Below are 26,729 nucleotides of genomic sequence, written 5' to 3'. Positions count from 1 at the left end.
CCCGGCCACGCGGTCGCCGCAACCATGCTCACGCCGGCACCCGCCGCGTGCGGGGCCTTAGGTCCCTCCACCGCGGCGGAGGCGCCTCGAGTGACCTTCGGCCCCTGCGCGGGCCCTTCTGATGCGGAACGCTGGGCATCGACCCGGCCCGTTCGGAAGGGGGTGCGCGGATGACGCCGCAGCGCGTCGCACGCGCGACGCTGTTGTTCGTGCAGGCCTTCGTGGCCGTCACGTCGGTGCTGGGCGGGGCCGCACTCGTCGCCGGATCGCTCATGGACTGGAGCGACAGCCCGTTCGCGATCCCCGACTCCTACCTCGACGGCTCGCCGTTCGACTCGTTCGTCGTGCCCGGGCTGGCGCTCGCCCTCATCGTCGGCGGCACGCATCTCGTGGCGTTCGTGATGGCGGCGCGGCGCATGCGCTGGGCCATGCTCGCCTCGGCGATCGCCGGGTTCGGCGTGCTCGTCTGGATCTTCGTGCAGATGGTCTACATCCCGTTCAGCGCGCTGCAGGCGACGTACTTCGGGCTCGGCGTGGCCGAGCTCGCCGCCGTCCTCGTGCTGCTCGACGTGCTGCACCCGTGGGCGCACGCCCGCGTGCACAGGGTCCCGGAGCCCGCCGGTGCGACCGGCGCCGGAGTCCGCGCGGGGGGCGAGACCGCCCGGTAGGACCCGGCCCGCGGCACCGGCATCGCGCACCCCGTTCCGCGCGGCGCGCATCAGTGCCATGGTGAGTGCATCGGCACTCGTTGCCGGAACGTGAGTGAGGTCGTGATGACCCGGATACCGCGCCCAGCGCCCTTCGCCGGGCGGCACGCGCGCGCCGGGGCCGCGTTCCTCGCGGTCGCGGTGATCCTCGCCGCGACGAGCGTGTCGGTCTCGCTCGCGCTCCCCGGGCTCGCGTCGCCCGGATGGCGCTCGGTCGTCGAGGTCTCGGCCGGGATCCTCGGGTTCGCGGCGGTGTGGATCGCGCTGCCGCTCGGGGCGTACCTGCTCATCACCTCCGGCACGCCGGCGTCGTGGCGCCGCATCGTCGCGATCGTCGCGGCGGTGATCCTGCCCGTGATCGTGGCGTGGTCGGGCGTCTCCCGCTCGCCGTTCCTGATCCTGCTGGCCCTCGCGGGCGCGGTCGGCGGGTACGCCATCGTCGTGCTCGGACTCGCCGAGCACCGCCACGACCCCGTGGACCGCGCCTCGGTCGTCGTCCCGGTCGTGGTGCTCGGCGCCGCGAACCTCGTGGTCGTCGCGCTGGGCACGCTGCACCTGCTCGTCTGGAACCCGCTCGCGAAGGTCCCCGAACTGACGCTGTCCGAGATCTTCGCGGCGCTCGACGCACGCGGCGGCATCGACGGCGGCCCGTTCGCGTGGGCGATCGGGGCGACGCTGGTCACCGCCGCCGCCGCGGTCTGCGCGCTGCTCGGGGCCCGCCGTGGCGTGGTGACGCCGCATCAGGTCGTCACCGGCGGACTGCTGCTGATCCACGGCACGAGCTTCTTCCTGTGGTGGGCGGGGTTCGGCCTCGGGCTCGAACTGGCCGACACGTTCGCGACGAGCGGCGGCGACGCCTCCCCGGCGGGCTCGCTGCTGGCGCTCGCGGGTGCGCTGTGCCTGGCCGCGGCCATCCTGCTGCAGTTGCGCCTGCCCGCGGGCACACCCGAGGAGCTCACCGACCCGGAGGGGCCCGGCGAGCCCGCGGCCGTGGACGAGCACGGTCCCGACGACGGTCCGCAGCCCGTGACGCCCGTGCCCGTCACCCCATAGTGTGGTGTCGTGGCCGCCAAGGATGACGCGGAGATCCTCGAGATCGAGGGCCGCGACGTGCGCGTGAGCCATCCGGCCAAGGTCGTCTTCCCCGAACCCGGCCTCACGAAGCTCGACCTCGTCCGGTACTACCTCGCGGTCGCCGAGGGTGCGCTGCGCGGCGCGGGGGGCCGCCCCATGGTGCTCAAGCGTTTCGTCAAGGGCATCGCGAACGAGCCGTTCTTCCAGAAGCGCGTGCCCGAGAACCATCCCGACTTCATCGACACCGCGACCCTGCACTACGCGCGCGGCACCTCGGCCGAAGAGGCGGTGGTGCGGGACGCCGCGGGGCTGGCGTGGGTCGTGAACCTCGGCTGCCTCGACCTCAACCCGCACCCGGTGCGCGCCGAGGACCTCGACCACCCCGACGAGCTCAGGGTCGACCTCGACCCCATGCCGGGCGTGGACTGGTCGCAGATCGTCGACGTCGCGATGATCGCGCGCGAGGTGCTCGCCGACCACGGGCTGGTCGGCTGGCCGAAGACCTCCGGGTCGCGCGGCATGCACCTGCTCGTGCGCATCGAGCCCCGGTGGTCGTACCCTGAGGTGCGCCTCGCCGCCGAGAGCCTCGCGCGCGAGGTCGAGCGCCGCGCGCCCGGACTCGCCACCGCGCGCTGGTGGAAGGAGGAACGTGGCGAGAGCGTGTTCGTCGACTTCAACCAGAACGCGAAGGACCGCACCGTCGCGTCGGCCTACTCGGTGCGGCCCCTGCCCGACGCACGCGTGTCGACGCCGCTCGACTGGAGCGAGGTCCCCGTGCGGCGGCCCGAGGAGTTCACGGTCGCGACCGTGCTCGAGCGGTACGCCGAGCTCGGCGACCCGCACGCCGGCATCGATGACGCGGTCGGCGGCCTCGACGGCCTGCTTCGGCTCGCGGAGGAGCTTGGCCCCGCCGAGAAGGCGCCGCGGGGGTCGGGCGACGGATCCGGCCGCCGGCAGTCGGCGATGCCGCTCATCGAGGTGGCCCGCACCGAGACCAAGCCCGAAGCGCTCGACGCGCTCGAGCGGTGGAAGTCCGCCCACGCCGGCGCCGTCGCGCACCTGAGCCCGGCCGATGTGATGGTCGACGGCATGCGCGGGTCGAGCTCGCTCTGGTACCGCGTGCGCGTGAACCTGCAGCACGTGCCCGAGGCCGAGCGGCCGGCGCAGGAGCCGCTGCTCGTCGACTACGACCCCTGGGAGGCCGTGCGCAACCGCGGGTCGTGACGCGCGTATCCGTCACGGAGCACCACGCGCCCCACGTCGATGCGCGCGAGGTCGGCCCACGCGGCGAGGAACAGCCCGCGGTGCACGTGCCGGAGGTAGTGCGCGATGGGCCACGGTGCGTGCACGTCCGTGCGCTCGTACCCCCACATCGAGGTGCGGCTGCGCGGGCTCACGAGCAGGCCGACCAGTCGCGGCTCCGCGAGCAGCTGCCCCGGCGCGCCGTCGATCGCGAACCGCGCGTCGACGACCGCGCCGATCCGTTCGCCGGCCTCGTCCACGACCTCCGAGCCGAGCAGGTCACTCAGGATCATGGCGCCCTCCGGGGATCCGGCCGACGACGTGGCGGCTCACCCACCGCTCGACCCACGTGGCGTCGACGCGGTCGCCCGGCACGCCGAGCCGCAACACCGTGCCGACGTCCGCGACGAGCTTCCAGGCGATCCGCATGCGCCGCGACGACGGCGGCCGCCCGCCGAAGATGCGCGTCGGCAGCTCCATGCCGACCAGCAGGTCGGTGATCGTCGGCGGCGCGGCATCCGGCTCGATCGCCCGACCTGGCTCGATGCCCGCGAGCTCGAGGTCGGCGACGACCGACACCGGCACGCCGTCGCGGTCGAGGATCTGCCGGTCGAGCAGGTGCAGTTGGGCGTCGAGCACGCGCCCGGCCGGTCGCGGCATCCGCTCGCTCATGCGCCCGCCCCCGTCACGACCAGCAGCGGGATGGCCGCGGCCGCGGCCACCACGATGATGACGAGGTACACCATCGCGATCGCGTTCATGCCGCGGCCGTTGACGTGCTCGCCCATGTACTCCGGGTCGTTCGCGACGAGCAGGATCGGCAGGTAGGTCAGCGGCAGCGCGACCGCCGAGAACACCACCGAGATCTCGGTCACCGCGATCGGGTCGACGCCGGTGGCGAGGATGCCGACCGCGACGAGGAGCACCACGATCATCGCCACGTGGAACCGCGCCGCCTGCGCCGGGCGACGGAACTTGCCCCACGACCACCCGAGGTACTGCGCGAGCGTGTAGCCCGTCGACAGCGTGGTCTCGAGGGCCGCGCCGAACGTCGCGGCGAGGATGCCGACGATCGCGAAGCTCAGCGCGAGCATCCCCCCGGCCTCGGCGACCGGCAGCACGACCTGGCTGAGCGAGGTCACCGCGATCGACTGCGGCAGCAGCACGACGGCCGCGCACCCCGCGATCGCGATGGACAGCAGGCCGCCGAGCGGGAAGCCGACGAGGACGTTCGCGCGCGAGGTCGCGAGGTCCTTGCGCGTCCAGCCCTCCTCGACCGCGCCCGAGGAGAAGAAGAACACCTCGTACGGCGTCATGGCGGCGCCGAACAGCGCGACCGCGTAGAACCAGTAGGTCGCGACGGGCTCGCTGTCGGGGATCGTCGGCGCGAACGCCTGTTCGGCGAGCGCCCCCCAGTCGGGCGAGAGCATGAACAAGGCCACCGCGAAGACGATGAGCGCGAGGCCCAGCAGGCCCGTGACGTTCTCGAGCAGCGAGAACTTCGCGCGCCACACCACGATCCAGACCCCGAACGCCGCGACGGGGATCCACCAGCCCGGGCCGACGCTCGTCGCCAACTGCAGGGCGAGCGCGACGCCGCCGACCTCGGCGGTGACCGTGAGGAGCGTGATGAGGAACGACGCGGCGAGGTTCGCGAGCCCGGCGCGCGGCCCCAGCCGCTCGCGGATCACCTCGAACGTGGCCCGGCCGCTGACCGCGGCGACCCGGCCCGACATCTGCGCGTACACGCAGATGCCGACGACGCCGACGAGCACCACCCAGGCGAGCCCGAGCCCGAACCGCGAGCCCACGACGGCGTTCGTGACCAAGTCCCCGATGTCGACGAACCCGCCGATCGCGGTGAGGATGCCGAGCGCGACGGCGAACAGGCGCTTCACGGGGTGCCCTCGCGAGTCAGAGCGCGGAGCCCCCGCTCGGCCTCCGCGACGCGGTCGGCCGCCTCGGCCGGGTCGCCCCCGACGCCGGCGAGCGCGTCGACGGCCGCGTCGAGCGCACGCACGGCCTCGTCGAGCGCGTCGAGCGCCTCGGCCCGGCGCCCGGCCTCGCTCTCCTCGGTCGCGTCGACCCCGGCGACCGCCCGCGCGGCGTCCGCCGCCTCGCGACGCGCGTCCTCCACGGCGGTCGACGCGGTCGTGCCGAAGATCCGGTTGCCGTCGTCGAGGTCGAGCGTCACGCGGGCGGTCGCCGTCGCCGCGATCCCCTGGTCGATCGCGTCGGTCACCTGGTCGCTGGGGCTCGCGCAGCCCGCGAGCCCCAGCGCGGCGGCCATCGCGATCGCGGCGGCGACCACCGCGAGCCGCACCGGGCGCGACGGATGGCGCCGGCGCCCGCCTCGGCGTCGGACCGGCCGCTGCCGCTCCAGCCCCATGGTCGCGACGCTACCGCGCGCGCGGCGGATCCCGACCGGGGTTGACGCGGCCTCGTCAGCGCACGATGTCGCCGAACGTCGGAACCGCGTCGGCGGGACGCATCCGCTCGTACCAGGCCGCGAGCCGCAGTGTATCGAGGTCGGCGAACCGACGCCCGGTGACCTGCAGCCCGATCGGGCGGCCGTCGGACGTGAACCCGGCGTTGACGCTGGCCGACGGCTGCCCCGACATGTTGTACGGCACCGTGAAGGCGATGTGCGCCATCCCGCCGTCGTCGTCGCCCCACGGCATGGGCCACTCCGCCGGGAACGCCGCGACCGGGGCCACCGGCGAGAGGACCGCGTCGAACCCGGCCGTCGCGGCGACGGTCGCGCGGCGCAGCTCGGCGATCGCGTCGTACCACTCCAGAGCCCGGTGGCCGGGCACGTCGGCGCCGCCGTGCACCCACGTCGAGATGAACGGGAGCACCTGCGCCTTCGCCTCGGGTGAGAGCGTGCGGTAGGTGCGCCAGAAGCGCACGCGCCAGAAGCCGTCGACGTTCGACAGGTCCGCGTCGCTGATGAACGGCGCCAGCTCGACGATCTCGGCGCCCGCATCGGCGAACAGCGCGGCGGCGCGTTCGACCGCCGCGCGCACCTCGGGGTCGACGGGCATGCCGGCGCCGGGGTCGAGGTGCAGTCCGATGCGCTTCCCCCGGACGTCGACCTCGAGGTCGCGCCAGTCGATCCGCTCGGGCGGCAGCGAGGTGAAGTCGCGGACGTCCGGCTGCGAGAGCACGTCCATGCCCAGTGCGACGTCGGCGACGGTGCGGGCGATCGGGCCCGCCGCGCGCCCGAGGTACGGGTTGTCGAGCGGGATCCGGCCGTCGCTCGGCTTGAGCGTGGCCATCCCGAGCCACGCCGCGGGCAGGCGCACCGACCCGCCGATGTCGGTGCCGACGTGGAACGCCCCCCATCCGGCGGCGGCCGCCGCGCCCGCGCCGGAGCTCGACCCGCCGACCGTGAGCGTGGGGTCGAACGGGCTGCGCGTGATGCCGTGGAGGCTCGACACGCCCGACGAGAGCATCCCCCAGTCGGGCATCGTCGTCGACCCCACGACCACCCCGCCGGCCTCGAGGATGCGCGCCACCGGCGGCGAGTCCTGCGCCGGGACGACCGGGTCGTTCGCGGCGCTGCCGGCACGGGCCGGCACCCCGGCGCGGTAGAGGTTCTCCTTGACGGTGACCGGCACGCCGTCGAGCGGCCCGAGCGGCTCGCCGCGCGCCCAGCGCCGGCTGCTGGCGGCCGCGTCGTCGAGCACCCGGTCGGGGTCGAAGTCGCTGAAGGCGTTGATGAGCGGATTGCGCTCCTCGATGTCGGCGATGAGGTCGCGCGCGACCTCGACCGGCGAGAGCCGTCGCTCGGCGTAGGCCGCGGCCAGGTCGGCGCCCGACAGATCGGCGACGGCGGATGTGGGCGTGGTGTCGGTCACGGGTGCTCCTGCGTGTGTCGGATGGTCGGGGTCGCCTCGATGAGGCTCCGCGTGTAGGGATCGGCCGGGTGATCGTAGATCGCGCGGGTCTCGCCCTGTTCGACGATGCGCCCGCGCTGCATCACCGCCACGCGGTCGCAGAGGTAGCGCACGACGCCGAGGTCGTGCGAGACGAAGACGAGGGTGAGTCGGTACTCGTCGACGAGGTCGGAGAGCAGGTTCAGCACCTGCGCGCGCACCGAGACGTCCAGTGCGCTCACCGGCTCGTCGGCGACGAGGATGCGCGGTCGGCAGACGAGCGCCCGGGCTATCGAGATGCGCTGGCGCTGGCCGCCCGAGAATTGGTGCGGGAATCGGTCGACCGAGTCCGCGGGCAGGCCGACGGCGTGGAGCATCTCGGCGACGAGCTCGGCCCGCTCGCGCTTGGAGACCGCCGTTCCGCCCTGCAGGTTCGCCCGGTTCAGCAGGGGTTCGGCGATGATGTCGCCGATCCGCATGCGGGGGTCGAGCGAGGCCATCGGGTCCTGGAAGACGATCTGGAGGTTGCGCCGGAGCTCGGCGAGGTCGGCGTGCCGCGCGCCGTTCAGCCGACGGCCGACCACGTCGATGGTGCCCGAGGTGGGCTCGTCGAGGCCCGAGAGGATCTTCAGCAGGGTCGACTTGCCCGAGCCCGACTCGCCCACGATGCCGAACCGGTGACCGGCCTCGACGCGGAACGAGACGCCGCCCAGCGCGTCGACGGTCTGGGCGGGCGCCAGCAGCGACGTGCGGTCGCGCCGGTACTGCTTGGTGAGGTCCTCGGCCTGGATGACGGGAGCCGCCGGTGCGGGGACGGCCGCCGCGGCGACCCCGGAGGCCGGCGCGGGTGCGGCCGGCGTCACGCTCACGGGCGGTTCATCGACGACCGCCGGGCTCCGGTCGACCGCCCGGCCCGGCACGTACCCGCCCGCGGTCGCGACCGTGAACAGCCGTCCGGAGGAATCCGTCGCCTCGAGGTCGGATGCCGCGAGCAGCCCCCTGGTGTACGGATGCTCCGGGCGCGTGAAGACCCGGTCGATCGGACCCTCCTCGACGACGACGCCCCGGTTCATCACGAGCACCCGCTCGCAGGTCTCCCCCACGACCGCGAGGTCGTGCGTGATGAAGAGGAGCCCGGTCGAGCGGCGCGACACGGTCTCGAGCACGAGCTTCAGGACCTGTCGTTGGACGGTGACGTCGAGCGCGGTCGTGGGCTCGTCGCACACCAGCAGCTCAGGGTCGTTCGCGAGGGCGATCGCGAGCACGACGCGCTGGCGCTGCCCGCCGGAGAGCTGGTGGGGGTAGGCGCGCGCGGTCTCGGCGGGGTTCGGCAGCCCCACGTCGTCCATGAGCTCGAGCACGCGCCGGTCGGCCGCGGCGCGGTTCGCCTGCGTGCCATGGATGAGCATCGACTCGGCGATCTGGCGGCCGACGCGCATCAGCGGATTGAGTGCGGTCATCGGCTCCTGGAACACCATGGCCATGTGCGAGCCGCGCAGGCGGGCCGCCTCCCGCTCGCCGAGCCCGACGATGTTGCGATCCTCGTCGCCCACGGTGACGCGGCCTGCGGCGGTCAGCGACTCGGGGAGCAGTCCCATGACGGCGAGCGAGGTCAGCGACTTCCCCGAGCCGGACTCGCCGATCAGGCCGACCCGCTCGCCCCGTTCGATGCGGAAGCTCAGCGGAGCGACGAGCATCCGATCCGCGGTCGAGACGGTGAGGCCGTCCACCTCGAGCGCGGGTCGGGGCCCCCCGAGCCGGTCGGGACCGGGGCGGAGGGCGGTGCGCAGTGCGGTCGCGGTCATCGGGTCCTCATCTTCGGGTCGAATCGGTCGCGGAGGCCGTCGCCGAGCAGGTTGAACCCGAGCACGGCGACGGCGATCGCGGCGCCGGGGAACACGGCGAGGTAGGCGTTGGTCGCCAGGAACTGCTGCGAGTCCAGCAGCATGCGACCCCAGGACGGCGTGGGCGGGAGGGTGCCGAGTCCGAGGAAGGACAGGCCCGCCTCGGCGAGCACGGCGATCGCGAAGTTCACCGAGCACTGCACGATGAGCATGCCGCTGATGTTCGGCAGCACGTGCCGCACGGCGATCGACAGGCCGGGCCGGTTCGCCGCCCGGGCGGCGAAGACGTAGTCCATCGACATGACCTGCATCGTCCCGGAGCGCGCGACCCGGGCGAACGCCGGCGCCGAGCCGATGCCGAGCGCGATCATCGCGCTCATCGTCCCGCCGCCGAACACGGCGCCGAAGACGATCGCGAGCAGCAGCCCGGGGAAGGCCATCACCACGTCGCTGCCGCCCATGATGAGCGGGCCGAGCCGCTTGGGCCGCATGCCGGCGAGGATGCCGAACGGTACCCCGATCGCGGCGCCGATCAGCACCGAGACGGTGCCGACGAGCAGCGTGATCTGCGCGCCCGCCATGATCCCCGAGAGCACGTCGCGCCCGTAGCGGTCGGTGCCCATCGGATGGGCCGCGCTGGGGTGCTGCAGCCGGTCGGCCGCGACCGCGTGGGTGGGGTCGTACGGCGTCCAGAACAGCGACACGATCGCCATCGCCGCGATCGCCGCGATGAGCACCGCGCCGACCACGAGCTGGCCGTTCGGGAGCGGACGCGGGCGCCGCGAGGTCGATGAGGTCGGCGCGGGCGGCTGCGGGACGGGCGCCTCGGCCTGCGGGGTCGCGGCGCGCTCGGCCGGGGTGACGAGGAGGCTCATGCGGCCCTCCGGATTCTCGGGTCGAGCAGCGTGTACGCCAGGTCGACGAGGAAGTTGATGAGGACGATCGAGACGACCAGCACGACCACGACCGCCTGCACGGCGAGCAGGTCGCGGTTGCCGACCGAGTCGACGAGGTAGCTGCCCAGGCCGGGGATCGTGAAGACGCGTTCCACCACGACGGCCCCGACGAGCAGGCCGGCCATCTGCACGCCGACCACGGTGAGCACCGGGATGCCCGCATTGCGCAGGCCGTGGCGCACGAGCGCCAGGTTCGCGGTGAGCCCCTTCGAGCGCGCGGTCCGCAGGAAGTCCTCGCGCTGGATCTCGAGGACCGCCGACCGCACGTAGCGCGTGAGGATCGACGCCTGCACCGTGCCGAGCGCGATGACGGGGAGCGTGACGTGCCGCAGGAACTCGGGGTCGCTCGGCGCGGCCCATCCGCCGGCGGGGAACCAGCCGAGCTCGATGGCGAAGAAGACGATCAGGAGCATGCCGACGAGGAAGCTCGGCACGGCGACCCCGATCTGCGAGACGCCCGAGATGACCGAGCCCGACGGATGGCGCTGGCGCATCGCCGCGAGCGTGCCGAGCGGCACCGCCACGAGGATGGCCAGCACCATCGCCAGCCCGACCAGGATCAGCGTGACCTGCAGCCGGTCGGCGATCACGGGCGTGATGTCCTGCCCGGTCACGTACGAGACGCCGAAGTTCCCGGCCAGCAGGCCGCCGAGCCACTCGAGGTACTGGATGACGAGCGGCGCGTCGACGCCGTGCTCGGCGCGCCAGGCGGCGAGCTGCTCGGGCGTCGCCTCGATCCCGAGGGCGACCGTGGCCGGATCTCCGGGCATCACGCGCAGGAGCAGGAACACCACGACGGTCGAGACGAGCACCGTGGCGAGGAAGCTTCCGGCGAGCTTGAGCATGCGGAGGACCACGGTCACCCCCTTTCAGGTTGGATCGGTTTCAGGTTCGGGCGGATGCCGCGGGGCGGCGTCCGCTCAGTTCCAGCGCAGGCCCGAGAGGACGAGCGATTCGGTCACGGCGTTCGCGGCGATGCCGTCGAGCTCGGCGTCGGCGACGACGACGTTCGGGAACAGGAACAGCGGGAGCGACGCGACATCCGTCGCCGTGATCTCGGCGACCTGCTTCATGCCCTCGACCCACTCCTCGGTCGTCCCGGCGTCGGCCGCGGCCGCGATCGGGGCGATCTCGGCGTTGTCGTAGCCGATGTAGTACTCGGGGTCGTTGAACGTGGGCAGGATGTCGCGGGCCTCGACGGCCAGGATGACCGACATCTGGTAGTCGTCCTTGGTGAAGACCTTGTCGAGCCAGACGGCCGGGAACTCGGCGCTCGCGATGGTCGCGGTGATCCCGACCTCGGCGAGCTGGGAGACGACGACCTCGGAGACGGCGGTCGCGTACGGACGCGTGGGCACGTCGAACGTGATCGACAGGTCGGAGGCGCCGGCCTCGGCGAGCAGCTCCTCGGCCTTCTCGGGGTCGTACGGGTAGAGGTCGGTGAGGTCCTCGTAGTACGGGTCGGTCGGCGGGACCATCGCGCCGATGTCGGTGCCGTAGCCCGCCCATGCGGCGTCGATGATGGCCTGCCGGTCGAGGGCGTACGCGACGGCCTGCCGAACGCGGACGTCGTCGAAGGGCGCAGCCTGGTTGTTCATCGAGAGCAGGATCTCGCCGTTGGAGCTGCCCTGGATGACCTGCAGCTCGTCGTCGGCCTCGAACTGCGGGATCAGGTCGGGCGCCTGCATGTTGAAGAGCATGTCGACGTCGCCGGCGCGGAGCGCGTTCGTGCTCGCCACCACGTCGGCGAAGTACCGGAGCTCGACGTCGGTGATCTCGGGCGCCTCGCCCCAGTAGTCCTCGCGCGCCTCGAGGCTGATGTGGTCGCCGGTCACCCGCTCGGTGACGGTGTACGGGCCCGTGCCGACGGGCGTGTTCGCCAGGTCGCCGACGCCGCTCGGGTCGAACATGAGCCCGACGGTGCCGGTCATGTCGTACAGCCAGGTGTTGCTCGGCCGCGTGAGCACCACGCGCGCCTCGGTGGGCGAGACGACGTCGACGTGGTCGAGCACGGCCATCTTGCCGAGGTTGATCTTCCAGTCGGTCGCGATCCGCTCGAGCGAGAACTTCACGTCGTCGGCGGTGAACGGCTCGCCGTTGGCGAAGGTCACGCCCTCCCGGAGCGTGAAGTCGTAGGTCGTGCCGTCGTCGCTCACGGTCCAGGACTCGGCGAGCTTGGGCTGGACCTCCCCTTCCTGGTCGAGGTGCACGAGGCCCTCGTAGACGTTGTTCATGAGCACCTGGGGGATCGCGGATCCGGCGGTGGTGGTGAGGTCGAAGTTGACCGGCTCGCCGGTCAGTCCGATCGTGACGGCGGCGGCGTGCGCCGAGCCCTCGTCGGACGAGGCGGTGGCGCCGGCGCTGCACGCGGTGAGCGTGAGCAGGCTTGCCGCGGCGAGCGCGGCGGTCATGGGGCGGAGGACAGGGGTCACGGTTCGCGGCTCCTCAGGTCGGGGGAACTGGTCTCACTTGTGTACTGGTCTGACCAGTAACTCGAACGCTATGATCGGCAGCACGACGAGGTCAAGCTGCGAAACACACTGTTTACGCAGGGCACCCCACGGAGGAGCGACGTGGCATTCACACCCGTGCAGAAGGTCAGCGCGTACGAGTCGATCGTCGAGCAGATCGAATCCGCCGTGGAGCGCGGCGAGCTGAAGCCCGGGGATCGCCTCCCCGGGGAACGCCGCCTCATGACCGATTTCTCCGTGAGCCGGGCGACCGTACGCGAGGCACTGCGGGTGCTCCAGGCCACCGGGCTGATCGAATCCCGGCCGGGCGACCCGCGCGGGGCGGTCATCTCCCCGTACTCGCCGCGGCTGCTCGAGAAGTCGATGTCGCAGCTCGCGCGCCTCGAGGGCGTCTCGCGGGGGGAACTCCTGCAGTTCCGGCTGATCCTCGAGTCGAGTGCGTGCCGCCTCGCCGCGCGCGACTGCACCGACGACGACCTCCGTACCATCGAGCAGCGGTGCGACGAGCTCGTGCAGACCGTCGCCGAGCATGGTGCCGAGCGATTCAGCGAGCACGTCGGCCGGTTCCAGGCCGCGATCCGCAGCGCGTCGCGCAACCGGCTCCTCGAGATCACCGGCAACGTCGTGAGCGGCGTCATGACCGACCTGCTCTCGAGCCGGCTCTCGACCGACGCCGACCGCATCGCGCGCGTGCGCCGCAGTGCCGAGGACGCCGACCGGCTGGTCGGCGCAATCCGCGCTCGCGACCCGGAACGCGCGGCCGCGATCCAGATCCTAAACATCTACCGGTTCTACGCCGACGACCTCGACGCGCACGAGCGCGACGCCCTCGCTCCGCTCATCGCCGGAGCCGAGGAGACCGTGGGTTCGCCCCTCGACTAGCGGCGGCCGCACCCACCGACTCACGCGAAATCGCCCGCCCGCGGGCCGATTCGCGTGAGTCGGCGCCTCGCGCCGGTTCGCGTGAGTCGGCGACGCGCGCCGGCAACGGCGCTACCCGACCGCGGGCCGCGGCGCGAAGGCCGCGTGGAAGAGCGCCCAGGCGCGCTGCGCCGTGGCCGGGCGGTCCGCGACATCCGTCCGGCCCAGCACGCCGGCGAGCATCGAGATCGCGAGCAGCACGTCGTCGGGCTCGACATGGTCGCCGATGCGACCGGCAGCCCGCTCGCGCTGCAGCGCGATCCGCGTGGCCTCCTCCACGCGCCGGCCGAGGCGCTCGACGCGCGGGTCGTGCGGGTGGGCGGTGATCAGGTCGATGATCCCGGTCGAGACGAGGGCCTGCGCGATCACGCGGTCGAGCAGGGCGTCGAGGGGCGTGTCGGACCCGGCGACCGCGGCCTCGAGTTCATCGATGTTCTCGTCGAAGACGGCGATCGCGAGGGCGAGGCGGTCGGGGAAGTGCCGGTAGAGGCTGCCCTGGCCGACGCCCGCGCGCTTGGCGACGGCGGAGAAGGGCGCCGAGAGACCGTCCTCGGCGAAGATCTCGCGCGCGGCCGCGATGAGGGCACGCCGGTTTCCGGGCCCCGCGCTGGGGCCGAGGTTGGGCTTGCGCACAGCGGGACCTTGTCCCTTCCGACCCTCAGGCACGGATGTTAGGTTACTACCGGACAAGGATGTCCGGTATCTCGCACCCGCGAGCGACCAGCGCAGAAGAAGGAAACCCCCGCAATGAGCACCAAGCCCCTCACCGGCGACTCCTCGATCAAGACCTGGCTCGACGACCCGGCCGGCGGACCCATCATCCGCGACCTGCTCGCGCAGTCCGGGCAGGACCCCGACGTGCTGCGGCCCGTCCACCGCCTCGCGCTCAAGCGCCTCATCAAGCTCAGCAAGGGCCGCTTCTCGCAGGAGATGGTCGACGAGCTCGTCGCACGCGCGGCGGCCGGCGTCATCCCCTCGTCGGCGCCCGCGGCGAGCGCCGAGCCCACGGCGGTCGATGAGGCGGATGTCGCGCCCGACGCCGACGAGGGCCCCACCGCCGAGCGCACCGAGTGGGTCGAGCGCCTCGACCGGGGCCGCTTCGCCGGCAAGACCGTCATCGTCACCGGCGCCGGGTCCGGCATCGGCCGGGCCACCGCCTCGCGCGTGGCACGCGAGGGCGGCCGCGTCGTCGCCGTCGACGTGTCGCAGGAGCGCCTCGACGAGTTCGCCGCCGAGCACGACGGCGCCGACGTCGTCACGCTGGTCGCCGACATCACCGACGACGCCAAGGTCGCCGAGATCGTCGCCGCCGCGGGCGAACGCATCGACGGGCTCGCGAACATCGCCGGGATCATGGACGACATGACCCCGATCGCCGAGCTCACCGACCCGGTCTGGGATCGCGTGATGCGCGTGAACGTCGACGGCACCATGAAGCTCATGCGCGCGGTCGCGCCGGTGATGCTCGCGCAGGGGGCGGGTTCGATCGTGAACACCGCGTCCGAGGCGGCGCTCCGCGGCTCGGCGGCCGGCGTCGCGTACACGGCGTCCAAGCACGCGGTGGTCGGCCTCACCAAGTCGACCGCGTTCATGTACGGCCCGAGCGGCCTGCGCGTGAACGCCGTCGCCCCCGGCCCGACGATCACCAACATCGAGGCCAGCTTCGCCTCCCCGCTCGGTGCGCAGCGCGTGCGCCAGGCGATGGCGCTGCTGCCGGATGCCGCCGAGGCCGAGGCGCTCGCGGCGTCGATCACCTTCCTGCTCTCCGACGACGGCGTGAACATCAACGGCGTCGTGCTCGCGTCGGATGGCGGCTGGTCCGCCGCCTGACGCCCGGTGGTCGAGCAGGACGCGGAGCGACCGTATCGAGACCCGGTCTCGACACGCGCGTCGGTGCTGCCCGACCACCGCACGTGGCAGCATGGTGCGATGAGCGCGAAGCGGATCCTGTTCATCGGCGGCAGCGGCGTCATCAGCTCGGCATGCGTCCGGCGCGCCGTCGAGGTCGGGCACGACGTGACCGTGCTCAATCGCGGCGGCTCGTCGGGCCTGCGCCCGCTCCCGGCCGACGTGCGGCAGGTCGTCGGCGACATCCGCGACCCCGACTCGGTGCGCCGGGCCCTCGGGCACGGCGGCGCCGACCCGCTCGAGTTCGACGTCGTGTGCGAGTTCCTCGCGTTCACGCCCGAGCACGTGCAGACCGACCTCGACCTGTTCGAGGGGCGCATCGGACAGTACGTGTTCATCAGCTCGGCCTCGGCGTACCAGACCCCGCCGAGCCGGTTGCCGGTCACCGAGTCGACGCCGCTGGTGAACCCGTTCTGGCAATACTCGCGCGACAAGATCGCGTGCGAGGACCTGCTCGTGGCGGGCGTGCGCGAGCGCGGGTTCCCCGCGACGATCGTGCGCCCGTCGCACACCTACGACCGCACCCTCCTCCCGACGACCGGGCACTGGACCGACATCGCGCGCCTGCGCGCCCGCAAGCCCGTCGTCGTGCACGGCGACGGCACCAGCCTCTGGACCCTCACCCACCACTCCGACTTCGCCGTCGCCTTCGCGGGCCTCCTGGGCAATCCGTTCGCCGTGGGCGACACGTTCCACATCACGGGCGACCACGCGCCGACGTGGAACCGGATCTACGGATGGCTCGCCGAGGCCGCCGGCGTCGCCGAGCCCGAGCTCGTGCACGTGGCCTCCGAGACCATCGCGGCCGTGCACCCCGAGTGGGGACCGGGCCTCGTCGGCGACAAGGCGCACTCGATGGTGTTCGACAACTCCAAGGTCAAGGCCCTCGTGCCCGAGTTCCGCACCACGATCACGTTCGACGAAGGCGCGCGGCAGATCGTCGAGTTCTACGACGCGCACCCCGAGCTGCAGGTCGTCGACCCGGTGGCGGATGCCGCGTTCGAGCGCATCCTCGCCCTGCCGCGCCGCTGAACCTCGCGCAAGCCGTTCCCTGCGGGCGACCGCGGGGTTAGCCTGACGACACACAGGTGAGAGGGGATGCCCATGACCAGCTTCGTCGACCCGCTCGAGGGTCCGTTCGACAAGGGCCGGCTGGCCGAGGTGGAGTACGAGGACGAGCTCGAGACCGAGGGTCTCGGCGAGGACGACACCGAGTTCGTGATGGAGGAGGTCGCCGATCCCGAGGACGACGAGGAGGAGTTCGGCGGGCGCTGACGCCGACTGACGCCTTCGGCGCCGCTACCCGCCCTCGGGCGCGTGCCGGCGCATCCGCTCGATCGTCTCGCCCGCCGCGGTCGCGACGAGCACCAGTGCTGCGAGCGACCCCGTCGCCAGCGGGTCGAGCAGCGGCGTGACCGCCGCGAGGACGACGAGCGCGGCGATGCCCGCGAGTTGCGCGCGCATCCACCGGCGCTCGAGCACGCGCCGGAACAGCACGGTGCCGACGAGGAACAGCATCGGCCCGCCGAGCACGGTCACGACCGCGGCGAGGCTCTGCTCGTGCGGATGCCCCAGCACCTCCTTGTCGCCCACCCCGAGCAGCACCACGCCGCCGACGATGAGCAGGTGCACCCACGAATACGCCGTCCGGGCCGTCCGTCCGGGGGCGCCGGCCGCCTCGAGCGCCTCGGCGCCGATCCGCTCGCCGTGGTCGAAGTAGATCCACCAGCATGCGGCCGCCGCGACGAACGCGGTCACGACGGCGATGACCGCCTCGACGGACGACTCGACCGCGACGAAGGCGAACCCGGTGACCAGCAGGCCCTCGCCGAGCGCGATGAGCACGAACAGCGCGGTGCGCTCGGCGAGGTGCGAGCCCGAGACATCCCACCGGCCGATCTCCATGCGCCCGCGACCCGGCACGGGGTAGCCGGAGATGCTGCCCGTGAGCTCGAGCGCGAGCGCTGCCGCCCACAACGGCAATTGCAACGGCAGCGGCATCAGCGCGCCCACGATCCACAGGGCGGACCCGGCGACCGCCCACACCAGCACGTTGCCGAAGTCGTGCGCGACCTGCGCGTCGTGCCGCGACGTCGCCCACACCATGAACGCCGCGCGGCCGAGCTTCAGCACGACGTACGCGAGCGCGAAGGTCCACGCACGGTCGCCGAACGCCTCGGCGATCGCCGCGCTCATCACGAACGCGACGAACGCGAACCCGATGACCGCGACGCGCACCGGCAGCTTGACCGGGTCGAGCCAGTTCGTGACCCACGTGGTCGACACCCACGCCCACCAGAGCGCGACCAGCATGATCACGCCCTCGAGCGCGCCGAGCGGGGTCTGGTTCTCGTACAGGTAGGAGCCGAGCTGCGTCAGCCCGAACACGAAGACCAGGTCGAAGAAGAGCTCGACGTACGTGACGCGCTGCGCCCGCTCGGTGTCGGCGGGGCGCAGCACGTCAGCGCGCAGTCCGAAGGCCATGCGGTCATCCTCGCATCGGTCGAGTGCTGGAGGCGGTTCACGTGCGCCGCCGATTCCATGTTTGACTGGGGGGATGACGGCGATGAGGCGGTCCTGGCGGGTCGGAACGGTGGTCGTGCTCGCGCTCGGCCTGACCGCGTGCACGGCGACGGATTCCGAGACCCCCGAACCGACGAGCCCCATGGTGCAGCTCGGTGCGCCCGGCGAGCCGAACCGCACGATGTCGCCCGCCGAGGCCGCGCAGCTGGAGGCGCCGACCTTCGTCGAGGCAGACGTGACCTTCATGCGGAACATGATCGTGCACCACGACCAGGCCATCACGATGACCGGCTTCGTCGACGACCGCACGCAGGATCGCGACATCCGGCTGCTCGCCGAGCGCATGCGGATCAGCCAGGAGGACGAGCTCGACCTCATGACGCAGTGGCTCCAGGATCGGGTGCAGCCGCTGCGCGGCGACGGCCACGACGGTCACGGCGCCGACGGGCACGCGATGCCCGGCATGCTCACCGAGGAGCAGCTCGCCGCACTCGAGGCCGCCGAGGGTGCGGAGTTCGACCGCCTGTTCCTCGAGTACATGATCCAGCACCACCAGGGCGCGCTCCAGATGGTCGACGAGCTCTACCGCGCGGGCGGTGGGCAGGAGCCGTCGATCGACGGCTTCGCACGGCACGTCGAGTCCGACCAGGGCATCGAGATCGCCCGCATGCAGGAGATGCTCGCCGAGCGCATGTCCTGACCCGCGGGTCGAGTCGCCGCCAAGCCGACCGCAGGTCGAGTGGCCGCGGAGCGTCGTATCGGATCCCAGACGCGACGATGCCCGGCGACCGTCGGATCGCCGGGCATCGTCATTCGGTGACGGATCAGCCGAAGGTGGCCTTCAGCTCCTCGATCGCCTGCACGACGGCCGAGTCGGCCGGCGCACCCGACTTGCGGATGGCGTTGTCGAGCTGCGCGACCACGGCCCGGTCGCTCGAGCCGTCGGCAACGAGCACCTGTGCCTCGGCGAGGTGCTTGCGCACCTGCGCGAGTGCCTTGGCGCTCAGCGTGTCGGCACGATCGGCCTGGTCGACGTACGACCCGACGACCGCGAAGCTCGGCGCGTGCACCAGCTTCGACTGCAGCTGCGCGTTGAACTCGTCGAGCTGGATCTCACCCGCCGCGGCGATCTCGTTGGCCGACATCCACTCGCTCTCGAGAAGCTCCAGGCTGTCGAAGCCGCGCGCGATCTCGCTGCCGAACACGTTGCCGTTGTACCAGTACGTCGACCAGTACCCGCCCAGGTTCAACCCGGCGGGGTTCGGCTCGTCGATCGGGCCGCGGTCGAGGTACGCGATCTCGACCGGGTCGGTCGTGTCGGTGAAGTCGATCACCGAGAGGCCGCCCTGGTACCAGGCCTGCACCATGATGTCGCGGCCGGGAACGGGGACGATCGAGCCGTTGTGGGCCACGCAGTTCTCCTGCACCGTCTGCGGCGCCGGGAGCTTGTAGTAGCTCGCGAACTGCAGCTTGCCGTCGACGATGTCGAACAGCGCGTTCGCGCCCCACTGCGGCTGGTCGGTCACGCGGCAGCGAGGCTGCGTGCCGCCGCCCCACTCGTCGGTGAAGATCACCTTCGTGCCGTCGTTGTTGAACGTCGCCGAGTGCCAGTACGAGAAGTTCGGGTCGGCGACCGCGTCGATCCGCACCGGGTTCACCGGGTCGGAGATGTCGACGAGGAGGCCGTTGCCCTGGCAGGCGCCGGCGAGGAGTCCGATCTCGGGGAACGCGGTGACGTCGTGGCAGGTGTTCGTGTTCGGCGTCGGGCTGTAGAGCACCGGGACCTCGGGCGTGCTGCTGGGGTGCAACGCCGTGTTGGGCAGAGTGTTCTGCAGCCCGTTGAACGCGCCCGTCGCCGGATCGGTGAAGATGCGGGGCTGGCTCACGATCGAGGCCGTCTCGGGCGCCTCGAGCGGCACCTTGATGACGTCGATGCGCCATTGCGTGGGGTTGCCCGTCGTCACCGGGTCCTGCGTCAGCGCGGCGTTCTCGCAGCCCGCGAGCTCCATCGACGAACGGACGCCCGACGTGCCCGAGTTGTAGACGTAGACGTTGGCCGGGTCATCCGGGTCGGTCACCAGCGTGTGCGTGTGCGAACCGCGGCAGGTCTGCACACCCGGAAGCTGGACGGGGTTGCCGAGGTCGCTGATGTCGAAGATGCGGACGCCGCGGAACCGCTCCACGTTCACGGCGCCGGGTGCGCCCTGCGTGCCGCAGTCGATACGGCCGCGGGTCTCCTCGACCGACATGAAGAGCAGGTCGCCGTACACCGAGACGTCGCCCTGTCCGCCCGGGCACACGAACGACGATTCGAGCGTCGGCAGCGCCGGGTCGGAGACGTCGTACACCTGGAAGCCGTTGAAGCTGCCGACGATGGCGTGGTCACCGGTGAAGGCCAGGTCGGAGTTCACGAACCCGAAGTTGCCGGGGGGCGCATCGAAGGGGGCGACGCGCTGCAGGTTCTGGAGCAGTGCGATGTTGCTCTCGGCCATTTCCGCATCGTGGTAGCCGGGTTCGAGGCCGACGCGTGGATCGTCTTCTGCGGAGGCGGCGGTGGCCGTCACCAGGGACGTGCCGAGCAGGAGTGCTCCGGCGGCGGTGACCGCGCGTCTGCGCCATCGCACGGGTGGGTTGGAGGTTCTCATCGGTGGTGCCCTCTCTTCTCTCGCTTCATTGCGAACGACGGCCTCCGGAGGATGAGCCGCACTGCGTCGTGCGGCTCACGGCCTGGGGGGCCGATCTCTGGGACCAACGTATCCATGAAGTGAGGTGGAGCGCAGCATCCGTTTTCCGCATCCGGCGGCGGCCGGCGTGTCGGACGCCCGGCATAGGCTCGAACCAACCCGATCGGAGGACTCCCATGTGCGGACGATTCGTGGTCTCCCAGCAGGTCGACGACCTCACCGCGGTCTTCGACGCCGAGAACGACTTCGCCGACTGGCGGCCGTCCTACAGTCTCGCGCCGACCGACACCGTGCCGATCGTGCGCGAGCGGGCGCGCCCCGACACCGGCGAGTTCGTGCGCCGGCTCGAGCCCGCCACGTGGAACTTCCACCCCGCATTCATGAAGGAATCCAAGCGGCCGCAGTTCAACAGCCGCATCGAGACGGTCGCGACCAACGGCCTGTGGAAGGGCGCGTTCGCCTCGGGTCGGTGCATCGTGCCGATGCGCGGCTACTACGAGTGGACCGGCGAGCCGGGCAAGAAACGCGCGCACTACCTGCACGGCCCTGACGAACTGCTCGCCGCGGCCGGCATCTCGACCGCGCGCAAGCTCGACGACGGCAGTTGGGAGGTCTCGACCTCGATCATCACGCGCGAGGCCCGCGACGCCTCGGGCGAGATCCACGACCGGATGCCGGTGTACCTCCCGCTCGACGCGGTCGACCACTACCTCGACCCCGCCAAGCTGTCGCCGTCCGATGCGCAGGCCATGGTCGACTTCCTGCTCGCGCAGTCCGATCGGGTCGCCCCGACGATCATCGAGTACGAGGTCGACCCGCGCGTGAACAACTCTCGCCGCGTGGATCCGGGCGACCCGACGCTCATCGAACCGCTCGGCGAGGCGCCGACGCTCGGCTGAGGTCCATCAGGCCGCCACCGCGGCATCCGGGATCTCATCGATCGAGAACCAGACCGGGATGCCGCGTTCGCGCGCGATCGCGACGTCCTGGTCCGCTCCACGCGAGTCGCCGGGCAGCCGGAGCACGCCGTCGCAGTGCTGGAGCAGTCGGTGCGCGGTCGGGTACATGACCTGCTCGGCCAGCGGGTCGGCGATGCCGACGGCGCCCGCACTCGAAAGCACGGGCAACGCGACCCACTCGCCGATCATCGGCACGTGGCCCTTCCGGAAGATCGGCCAGGCCGCCTCCTCGAGACGGCGGAGGTTGCGGGCGAGGAGCACGGGGTCGTCGCCCGTTCCCGAGCGATACGGACCGGCGATGAGGATGAGCTTGGATTCCATGGTTCGGAACCATAGTATGGATAAACACGCATAAGCAAGGAGAAACGTGTGCTGACCGCGCAACGACGCGAGCTGCTGCTCGATCGGCTCCACCGTGACGGGCGACTTGTCGCCCGCGAGATCGCGGCCGAGCTCGGCGTCACCGAGGACATGATCCGCCGCGACCTCCGCGAGCTCGCCGCGGCCGGGCTCGTGCAGCGCGTCTACGGCGGGGCACTGCCGGTCTCGCCGGCGGTGGCCGACTACGCCACGCGCACCTCGGTCTCCCCCGCCGGCAAGCAGCGCGTCGCGACGGCCGCCGCCGCGCTGGTCGCGCCAGGCAGCGTCGTCGCGATCGACGGCGGCACGACCGCCCTCGCGGTCGTCGCGGCCCTGCCCCGCGACCTCCGCGCGACCGTCGTGACGCACAGCCCGACCGTCGCCGTCGCCCTCGCCGACCACCACGGCATCGACGTCGAGATCATCGGCGGGCGACTGTTCCGGCATTCGATGGTCGCGTACGGCGCGACCGCGGTCGAAGCGGCGTCGCACCTGCGCGCCGACGTCTTCCTGCTCGGCGTCACGGGAGTGCACGCCGAGGCCGGGCTCACGACCGGCGACCGCGAGGATGCCGCGATGAAGCGTGCACTCGCGGCGCGCGCCGGCGACACGTACGTGCTCGCCAGCTCCGAGAAGATCGGCGCGGCGTCGGCGTTCGAGGTGCTGCCGCTCGGCGCGGTGAGCGGCGTGATCACCGACGCCGAGGATGGCCCCGCGCTCGAGGCACTGACCGCGGCCGGCGTACCGCTGATCCGAGCCTGACGGCCGTCGCGGGCTCGGTCCCCTCCTCAGCCCATGCCCGCTCGGCCGAGGCCGCCGACGTCACCCTCCGCCCGATCGAGACGTTGCCGTGCCTCTTCGACCTCGCGCCGGGTCTCCTCGTTCGGCGGATCGTGGGGCATGCGCCGCGACCGCACCGCCGCCCAGACGAGCACGGTGGCGAGCGCCAGGGCCAAGACGACGAGCAGGGTTATGGTCAACCCGTCCATGCCCGGAGACTACTCCTCGACGACGGCACTCGCGACGGCGCCGGACTGCGCGGCGGGGCCGTCGTGCGTCGCCGCCCAGCTCGCGAGGAGCTTCAGCCGTTCCTCCGTCGGCGAGGCGGGCTCGGCCGTGTAGGCGAACATGGTCAGGCCGGGGTCGGCGGGCAGCTCCATGGCCTCGTACGACAACTCGAGGTCGCCGACGACCGGATGGCGCAGGTGCTTGGCGCCCGTGCGATGGAAGCGCACGTTGTGGTCGGCCCACCGGCGCCGGAACTCATCGCTCCGCGTGGAGAGCTCGCCGATGAGCTCCATGAGCAACCGGTCATGGGGGTTGCGCCCCGCGCTGCCGCGGAGGATCGCGACGAGGTCGTTCGCGCCCTGCTCCCAGTCGGGGTAGAACTCGTGCGAGCGCGGGTCGAGGAACACGAAGCGCGCGTTGTTCGGCGCGCGGCCGGGCTCGGCGCTCGCGAAGAGGTCGGAGTACAGCGCCCGCCCGAGCTGGTTCGCGGCGAGCACGTCCATGCGGTCGTTGCGCACCCAGGCCGGCACGCCGACCCAGCCGTCGAGCAGCCGCTGCACGCTCGGGCGCACGTGCTGCGCCTGGGCGGGTCGTCGGCGCGGCACCGCCGTCTGCCGCACGGCGCGCGCCAGGTCGAACAGGTGCGCGGTCTCGGCCTCGTCGAGCTCGAGCGTGCGGGCGATCGAGCCGAGCACCTCGTCGGAGACGCCGTCGAGGCTGCCGCGCTCGAGGCGCGCGTAGTAGTCGACGCTGACGCCGGCGAGCATCGCGACCTCCTCGCGACGGAGGCCTGGCACGCGGCGGTAGCCGCCACCCGGCAGGCCGACGCGCTCGGGGCCGATCTTCGCCCGCCGCGAGCGCAGGAAGTCGCGGATCTCCTCGCGTTGGTCCATGCCGCCACGGTACGCCCCGGCCGCCTCGTGAGGGAGGACCTGCTGGGTCACGTCACGACCGGGCCTCCCCCCGCGCCACGCCATCCGATTGCATGGAAGCATGACGACCGGACCGACGCATCGGAAGGAACGCGCATGAGCACCTGGACCCCTGACGAGCTGGCCCGTATCGGCGACGCCGCGGAACTGCGGGTCGCGTCGTACCGACGTGACGGCACGCTGCGGAAGTACGTGATCATCTGGGTCGCCCGCGACGGCGACGATCTCTACGTGCGCTCGGCGTACGGCCCCGACAACGGATGGTACGTGCGCGCGAAGCGCTCGGGCACGGGCCGCATCCGGGCCGGCGGCGTCGAGCGCGACGTGACGTTCGTCGACGTGCCGGCATCCGAGGCCGCGACGCACGAGGCGGTGGATGCCGCGTACCGCGACAAGTACCGGCGTCAGCCCGCGAGCATGGTCGCGACGGTCGTCGGGCCGCAGGCCGCGGCCGTGACGCTGCGGCTCGAGCCGCGCGACTGAGCATCGCGACCTTCGCCCAGTCGAACGGTCGCGGATGGCCGGTCCCGCGGTGCATCGGCGACTTCTCGTGGATCAGCACCGCGTCGCTGCACGAAGGGGGACCTGCCGGTGCGTGGGTGAGCCGGTCCTCCCTCATCCGCACGCACGCGCCGAGCATGGAGACATGACCATGAACCTCACCCTCGACAACGGCGTCGTCATGCCGGCGCTCGGCTTCGGCGTGTTCCAGTCGGCCCCCGAGGTCACCGCGCGAGCCGTCGAGACCGCACTCGCCACCGGGTACCGGCACATCGACACCGCGGCCGCGTACGGCAACGAGCGCGAGGTCGGCGACGGCATCCGCGCCTCCGGCCTGGACCGCGCCGACCTCTTCATCGAGACCAAGGTCTGGATCAGCGACTACGGCTACGACGAGACCCTGCACGCGTTCGACAAGAGCGCCGGCAAGCTCGGCGTCGACCAGCTCGACCTGTTCATCCTGCACCAGCCTGTGCCGTCGGCCTTCGATGCGGTCGTCGACGCGTATCGGGCGCTCGAGCGGCTCCTCGCCGACGGCCGCGTCCGCGCCATCGGCGTGAGCAACTTCCAGCCGACCCACCTCGACCGGCTGCTCGAACGCGCGTCCGTGGTGCCGGCGGTCAACCAGATCGAGGTGCACCCCTACTTCCGCCAGTCCGAGGTGCTCGACGCGAACGCGAGGCACGGCATCCTCTCGCAGGCGTGGTCGCCCATCGGCGGCATCACGGCCTACTACCCGGGCGGGCCGAGCGCCTTCGACGACCCGACTCTCGCGGCGATCGCCGCCGAGCACGGCAAGACGCCCGCGCAGGTCATGCTGCGGTGGCACCTGCAGCAGGGTCGCTCGGCGATCCCGAAGTCGACGCGCCCCGAGCGGATCGCCGAGAACTTCGACGTGTTCGACTTCGAGCTCTCCGCCGACGAGCTCGCGCGCATCGACGCGCTCGACACGGGCGTGCGGCGCGGGCCGGATCCCGACGCGATCACCCTCGACTCGTTCGGCGGCCGGGTGATCCCCGAGGCCTGAGCGGCCGTTCGGTCTCGGCGGATGGCGCGGCCCGGCCTCGCGCGGGGCGCGGCCGCGCCATCCGTCGTACCCTCACAGCATGCGCTTCGGAACGCTCGACTTCACGCCCGCGCTCGACTCGCCCGAGCTTCTGGCGCCGCCCACGGCGGCGACGCTGGGGGCGACGGATGGCGCGGCCGCCGACGTGCTCGTCGCGCCGATCGATCCCGGCCTCGCCGACACGGCGGCCTTCTGCGAGCACTACGAGATCTCGATGGGGGATGGCGCGAACTGCGTCGTCGTGCAGGCGCGCCGCGGCGAGCGCACGTGGTACGCGGCCGTGATGGTGCGCGGTTCGGACCGCGCCGACGTGAACGGCGTCGTGCGCCGCCACCTCGATGCGCGCAAGCTGTCGTTCGCGTCGATGGACGACGCGGTGGCGCTCACGGGCATGGAGTACGGCGGCATCACGCCAGTGGGCCTGCCCGCCGACTGGCCGATCCTCGTCGACGAGTCGGTGGCGACGCATGCGCGGCTCATCGTCGGCAGCGGCATCCGCGGCTCGAAGCTGCTCGTCACGGGGGCGTTCCTCGCCTCGCTGCCGAACGCCGAGGTGCTCCCGCTCGCTCAGTGAGCGTCGCCCGGCGGGTCCGAGGCTTCGGCGGGCGCAGCTCACGATTCAGTCGCCCGGCCCCGGCGGGCCGCCCTCGCTCGGCGAGGCGCCGTCGCCGGACGCGCGCTCGCCCGACGCACGCTCGAAGGCGCGCTCCCACTCCTGCAGCTCCTTGCGCCGACCGATGAGTCCGTCGAGCGACACCTGGAAGTGCAGGCCGCGCCGGGCGTTGACCTGCCTGATGTTCTGCACGAGCTCGTCCGCGACCGCGACGAGCGCGACGCTCACCTCTCGGAATCGCTCCTCCGGGTCGTCCCAGAGCTGCGGATGGGTGAGGACGTCGAGCAGGTAGTCGCGGTCGAGCGCCGCGATGAGCTTCCGGAGTGTGGCGTCGTACTCGACGGCGGCCCTGCCCTGCTGCCCTCCGCCCGCGCGGTCGAGCCTGACGAAGAGCTCCTCGACGTTGACGGCGATCCTCGTGACGTCATCCGCGGTCTGCGCCGCGCCGGCGTTGCCCTGCGCACCGACCTGCGCGTATTCGGCCGCCAGTGCCCGCAGCGTCGCCACGTGCCGGCGGATCGGGTCGGGGATCCTCCCGGCGCCGGCACCCTGGGCACGGCGCCGTCGCGCACGGAGCACCCCGATCGCCGCACCCGCACCGGCGACGAGCACCGCCGCGCCGATGACGAGACCCAGGCCGATGCCGCCACCGCCGTCTCCGCCGCCACCGACGACGGGTGCCGGCTCGGCGGCGGCCTGCACGCCCTGCACGGTCTCGACGAGCGCGGCGTCGAGGCTGTCGGCGCCGGACTCCGCCTGGTTCGCGATCCGCATCGCCTCGCCCGCATCGAGCACGTGCGAGCCGGCCGACAGGTCGTCGCCGACCGCGACGATGATCGTGTCGTAGCCTGTCGACTCGGCGAGCTGGCCCACGATCTCGGGTCCGGATGCCTCGAGCGCGACGTTGTCCGAGAACACTGCGACGCCGATCGAGTCGTCGCCGACCTGCGCGAGCAGCATGTCCTCCAGGGCGGGGGCGCCGCCCACCTCCGGCGAGACGTAGACCGGCGTGGTCTGCAGCGCGTCGGACGCGTCGCCGACGTATCCGTCGTCGGCGGCGATCATGATCAGGGCGTCCATCC

At 72.2% G+C, this 26,729-nt stretch carries 29 protein-coding genes; 13 read left to right on the top strand and 16 right to left on the bottom strand.

Features of this window, described 5'->3' with window-relative positions; genetic code table 11:
- Positions 1 to 170 precede the first annotated feature (170 nt).
- The 3 genes from AC3RKB_RS06005 to AC3RKB_RS05995 all read left to right on the top strand — a co-directional run bounded on the left by AC3RKB_RS06005 (position 171) and on the right by AC3RKB_RS05995 (position 3,005).
- On the top strand, positions 171 to 668 hold the full coding sequence (locus tag AC3RKB_RS06005; RefSeq protein ID WP_491435109.1) for a hypothetical protein: 498 nt from the start codon (positions 171 to 173) through the stop codon (positions 666 to 668).
- Between the two features lie 105 nt (positions 669 to 773).
- Positions 774 to 1,760, top strand: a complete 987-nt coding sequence (locus AC3RKB_RS06000) for a hypothetical protein (protein ID WP_491435108.1) — start codon at positions 774 to 776, stop codon at positions 1,758 to 1,760.
- A 9-nt stretch (positions 1,761 to 1,769) separates the two neighbouring features.
- Positions 1,770 to 3,005, top strand: coding sequence for a DNA polymerase domain-containing protein (locus AC3RKB_RS05995; RefSeq protein ID WP_491435106.1), 1,236 nt, complete (start codon positions 1,770 to 1,772; stop codon positions 3,003 to 3,005).
- On the opposite strand, the gene AC3RKB_RS05990 is transcribed toward AC3RKB_RS05995, so the two are convergent.
- The 9 genes from AC3RKB_RS05990 to AC3RKB_RS05950 form a co-directional block, all read right to left on the bottom strand.
- Complete coding sequence (locus AC3RKB_RS05990) at positions 2,966 to 3,316, bottom strand: PRC-barrel domain-containing protein (RefSeq protein ID WP_491435105.1); 351 nt, start codon at positions 3,314 to 3,316, stop codon at positions 2,966 to 2,968. The genes AC3RKB_RS05995 and AC3RKB_RS05990 overlap by 40 nt on opposite strands.
- Positions 3,303 to 3,695 (bottom strand): hypothetical protein, encoded by a 393-nt coding sequence (locus AC3RKB_RS05985; protein WP_491435104.1) that lies wholly within the window; start codon positions 3,693 to 3,695, stop codon positions 3,303 to 3,305. The genes AC3RKB_RS05990 and AC3RKB_RS05985 overlap by 14 nt, the downstream gene beginning before the upstream one ends.
- Positions 3,692 to 4,921 (bottom strand): Nramp family divalent metal transporter, encoded by a 1,230-nt coding sequence (locus AC3RKB_RS05980; protein ID WP_491435103.1) that lies wholly within the window; start codon positions 4,919 to 4,921, stop codon positions 3,692 to 3,694. The genes AC3RKB_RS05985 and AC3RKB_RS05980 overlap by 4 nt, the downstream gene beginning before the upstream one ends.
- The gene (locus AC3RKB_RS05975; RefSeq protein WP_491435102.1) at positions 4,918 to 5,412 is read right to left on the bottom strand and encodes a hypothetical protein; all 495 of its coding nucleotides are present in this window, start codon (positions 5,410 to 5,412) and stop codon (positions 4,918 to 4,920) included. The genes AC3RKB_RS05980 and AC3RKB_RS05975 overlap by 4 nt, the downstream gene beginning before the upstream one ends.
- 55 nt (positions 5,413 to 5,467) lie before the next feature.
- The gene (locus AC3RKB_RS05970; protein ID WP_491435101.1) at positions 5,468 to 6,883 is read right to left on the bottom strand and encodes an amidase; all 1,416 of its coding nucleotides are present in this window, start codon (positions 6,881 to 6,883) and stop codon (positions 5,468 to 5,470) included.
- Positions 6,880 to 8,706 (bottom strand): dipeptide ABC transporter ATP-binding protein, encoded by a 1,827-nt coding sequence (locus AC3RKB_RS05965; protein ID WP_491435099.1) that lies wholly within the window; start codon positions 8,704 to 8,706, stop codon positions 6,880 to 6,882. The genes AC3RKB_RS05970 and AC3RKB_RS05965 overlap by 4 nt, the downstream gene beginning before the upstream one ends.
- Positions 8,703 to 9,620, bottom strand: coding sequence for an ABC transporter permease (locus AC3RKB_RS05960; RefSeq protein WP_491435098.1), 918 nt, complete (start codon positions 9,618 to 9,620; stop codon positions 8,703 to 8,705). Before AC3RKB_RS05960 ends, AC3RKB_RS05965 begins: the two co-directional genes overlap by 4 nt.
- Positions 9,617 to 10,546: an ABC transporter permease gene (locus tag AC3RKB_RS05955; protein ID WP_491436766.1), complete on the bottom strand. Its 930-nt coding sequence runs from the start codon at positions 10,544 to 10,546 to the stop codon at positions 9,617 to 9,619. The genes AC3RKB_RS05960 and AC3RKB_RS05955 overlap by 4 nt, the downstream gene beginning before the upstream one ends.
- A 75-nt stretch (positions 10,547 to 10,621) precedes the next feature.
- Positions 10,622 to 12,133 carry an ABC transporter substrate-binding protein gene (locus AC3RKB_RS05950; protein ID WP_491435097.1) on the bottom strand — a complete coding sequence of 504 codons (1,512 nt, stop codon included), beginning with the start codon at positions 12,131 to 12,133 and terminating at the stop codon, positions 10,622 to 10,624.
- A gap of 141 nt (positions 12,134 to 12,274) precedes the next feature.
- Between AC3RKB_RS05950 and AC3RKB_RS05945 the strand changes: the two genes are divergently transcribed.
- Complete coding sequence (locus tag AC3RKB_RS05945; RefSeq protein WP_491435095.1) at positions 12,275 to 13,054, top strand: FadR/GntR family transcriptional regulator; 780 nt, start codon at positions 12,275 to 12,277, stop codon at positions 13,052 to 13,054.
- A gap of 111 nt (positions 13,055 to 13,165) precedes the next feature.
- Here AC3RKB_RS05945 and AC3RKB_RS05940 read toward each other — a convergent pair whose 3' ends face one another.
- Positions 13,166 to 13,726 (bottom strand): TetR family transcriptional regulator, encoded by a 561-nt coding sequence (locus tag AC3RKB_RS05940; protein ID WP_491435094.1) that lies wholly within the window; start codon positions 13,724 to 13,726, stop codon positions 13,166 to 13,168.
- A gap of 114 nt (positions 13,727 to 13,840) precedes the next feature.
- Here AC3RKB_RS05940 and AC3RKB_RS05935 point away from each other — a divergent pair, with 114 nt between their 5' ends.
- From AC3RKB_RS05935 to AC3RKB_RS05925, 3 genes are all read left to right on the top strand, one after another.
- The gene (locus AC3RKB_RS05935) at positions 13,841 to 14,923 is read left to right on the top strand and encodes an SDR family NAD(P)-dependent oxidoreductase (RefSeq protein WP_491435092.1); all 1,083 of its coding nucleotides are present in this window, start codon (positions 13,841 to 13,843) and stop codon (positions 14,921 to 14,923) included.
- Between the two features lie 99 nt (positions 14,924 to 15,022).
- Positions 15,023 to 16,033, top strand: coding sequence for an SDR family oxidoreductase (locus AC3RKB_RS05930; RefSeq protein WP_491435091.1), 1,011 nt, complete (start codon positions 15,023 to 15,025; stop codon positions 16,031 to 16,033).
- A 72-nt stretch (positions 16,034 to 16,105) separates the two neighbouring features.
- Complete coding sequence (locus AC3RKB_RS05925; protein ID WP_491435090.1) at positions 16,106 to 16,276, top strand: hypothetical protein; 171 nt, start codon at positions 16,106 to 16,108, stop codon at positions 16,274 to 16,276.
- A 24-nt stretch (positions 16,277 to 16,300) separates the two neighbouring features.
- On the opposite strand, the gene AC3RKB_RS05920 is transcribed toward AC3RKB_RS05925, so the two are convergent.
- Positions 16,301 to 17,485, bottom strand: coding sequence for a low temperature requirement protein A (locus tag AC3RKB_RS05920; RefSeq protein WP_491435088.1), 1,185 nt, complete (start codon positions 17,483 to 17,485; stop codon positions 16,301 to 16,303).
- A gap of 82 nt (positions 17,486 to 17,567) precedes the next feature.
- On the opposite strand from AC3RKB_RS05920, the gene AC3RKB_RS05915 reads away from it, so the two are divergent.
- Entirely contained in the window at positions 17,568 to 18,224 is a 657-nt protein-coding gene (locus tag AC3RKB_RS05915; RefSeq protein ID WP_491435087.1) for a DUF305 domain-containing protein, read from the top strand.
- A 124-nt stretch (positions 18,225 to 18,348) separates the two neighbouring features.
- Here the strand turns inward: AC3RKB_RS05915 and AC3RKB_RS05910 are convergent, their stop codons facing one another.
- A complete protein-coding gene (locus AC3RKB_RS05910; protein WP_491435086.1) occupies positions 18,349 to 20,016 on the bottom strand; it encodes an LVIVD repeat-containing protein in 1,668 nt (555 codons plus the stop codon).
- Between the two features lie 368 nt (positions 20,017 to 20,384).
- On the opposite strand from AC3RKB_RS05910, the gene AC3RKB_RS05905 reads away from it, so the two are divergent.
- Complete coding sequence (locus AC3RKB_RS05905; protein ID WP_491435085.1) at positions 20,385 to 21,107, top strand: SOS response-associated peptidase; 723 nt, start codon at positions 20,385 to 20,387, stop codon at positions 21,105 to 21,107.
- Positions 21,108 to 21,113: 6 nt separating this feature from the next.
- Here AC3RKB_RS05905 and AC3RKB_RS05900 read toward each other — a convergent pair whose 3' ends face one another.
- Positions 21,114 to 21,488: a DUF4406 domain-containing protein gene (locus tag AC3RKB_RS05900; RefSeq protein ID WP_491435084.1), complete on the bottom strand. Its 375-nt coding sequence runs from the start codon at positions 21,486 to 21,488 to the stop codon at positions 21,114 to 21,116.
- Positions 21,489 to 21,536: 48 nt separating this feature from the next.
- Between AC3RKB_RS05900 and AC3RKB_RS05895 the strand changes: the two genes are divergently transcribed.
- A complete protein-coding gene (locus tag AC3RKB_RS05895; RefSeq protein ID WP_491435083.1) occupies positions 21,537 to 22,289 on the top strand; it encodes a DeoR/GlpR family DNA-binding transcription regulator in 753 nt (250 codons plus the stop codon).
- A gap of 26 nt (positions 22,290 to 22,315) precedes the next feature.
- On the opposite strand, the gene AC3RKB_RS05890 is transcribed toward AC3RKB_RS05895, so the two are convergent.
- Together AC3RKB_RS05890 and AC3RKB_RS05885 are read right to left on the bottom strand one after the other, a co-directional pair.
- Positions 22,316 to 22,516, bottom strand: coding sequence for a hypothetical protein (locus AC3RKB_RS05890; protein ID WP_491435081.1), 201 nt, complete (start codon positions 22,514 to 22,516; stop codon positions 22,316 to 22,318).
- A gap of 9 nt (positions 22,517 to 22,525) precedes the next feature.
- A complete protein-coding gene (locus AC3RKB_RS05885) occupies positions 22,526 to 23,428 on the bottom strand; it encodes a helix-turn-helix transcriptional regulator (RefSeq protein ID WP_491435079.1) in 903 nt (300 codons plus the stop codon).
- A gap of 135 nt (positions 23,429 to 23,563) precedes the next feature.
- On the opposite strand from AC3RKB_RS05885, the gene AC3RKB_RS05880 reads away from it, so the two are divergent.
- The 3 genes from AC3RKB_RS05880 to AC3RKB_RS05870 all read left to right on the top strand — a co-directional run bounded on the left by AC3RKB_RS05880 (position 23,564) and on the right by AC3RKB_RS05870 (position 25,608).
- Complete coding sequence (locus AC3RKB_RS05880) at positions 23,564 to 23,950, top strand: DUF2255 family protein (protein WP_491435078.1); 387 nt, start codon at positions 23,564 to 23,566, stop codon at positions 23,948 to 23,950.
- 169 nt (positions 23,951 to 24,119) lie between these two features.
- Positions 24,120 to 24,995, top strand: a complete 876-nt coding sequence (locus AC3RKB_RS05875; RefSeq protein WP_491436765.1) for an aldo/keto reductase — start codon at positions 24,120 to 24,122, stop codon at positions 24,993 to 24,995.
- A gap of 79 nt (positions 24,996 to 25,074) precedes the next feature.
- Positions 25,075 to 25,608 carry a YbaK/EbsC family protein gene (locus tag AC3RKB_RS05870; protein ID WP_491435077.1) on the top strand — a complete coding sequence of 178 codons (534 nt, stop codon included), beginning with the start codon at positions 25,075 to 25,077 and terminating at the stop codon, positions 25,606 to 25,608.
- Positions 25,609 to 25,653: 45 nt separating this feature from the next.
- On the opposite strand, the gene AC3RKB_RS05865 is transcribed toward AC3RKB_RS05870, so the two are convergent.
- Positions 25,654 to 26,727 carry a hypothetical protein gene (locus tag AC3RKB_RS05865; RefSeq protein ID WP_491435075.1) on the bottom strand — a complete coding sequence of 358 codons (1,074 nt, stop codon included), beginning with the start codon at positions 26,725 to 26,727 and terminating at the stop codon, positions 25,654 to 25,656.
- Between the last annotated feature and the right edge of the window lie 2 nt (positions 26,728 to 26,729).

It is taken from the genome of Agromyces capsici, from assembly GCF_058349965.1.
This window is presented reverse-complemented; position numbering and strand designations above follow the sequence as displayed.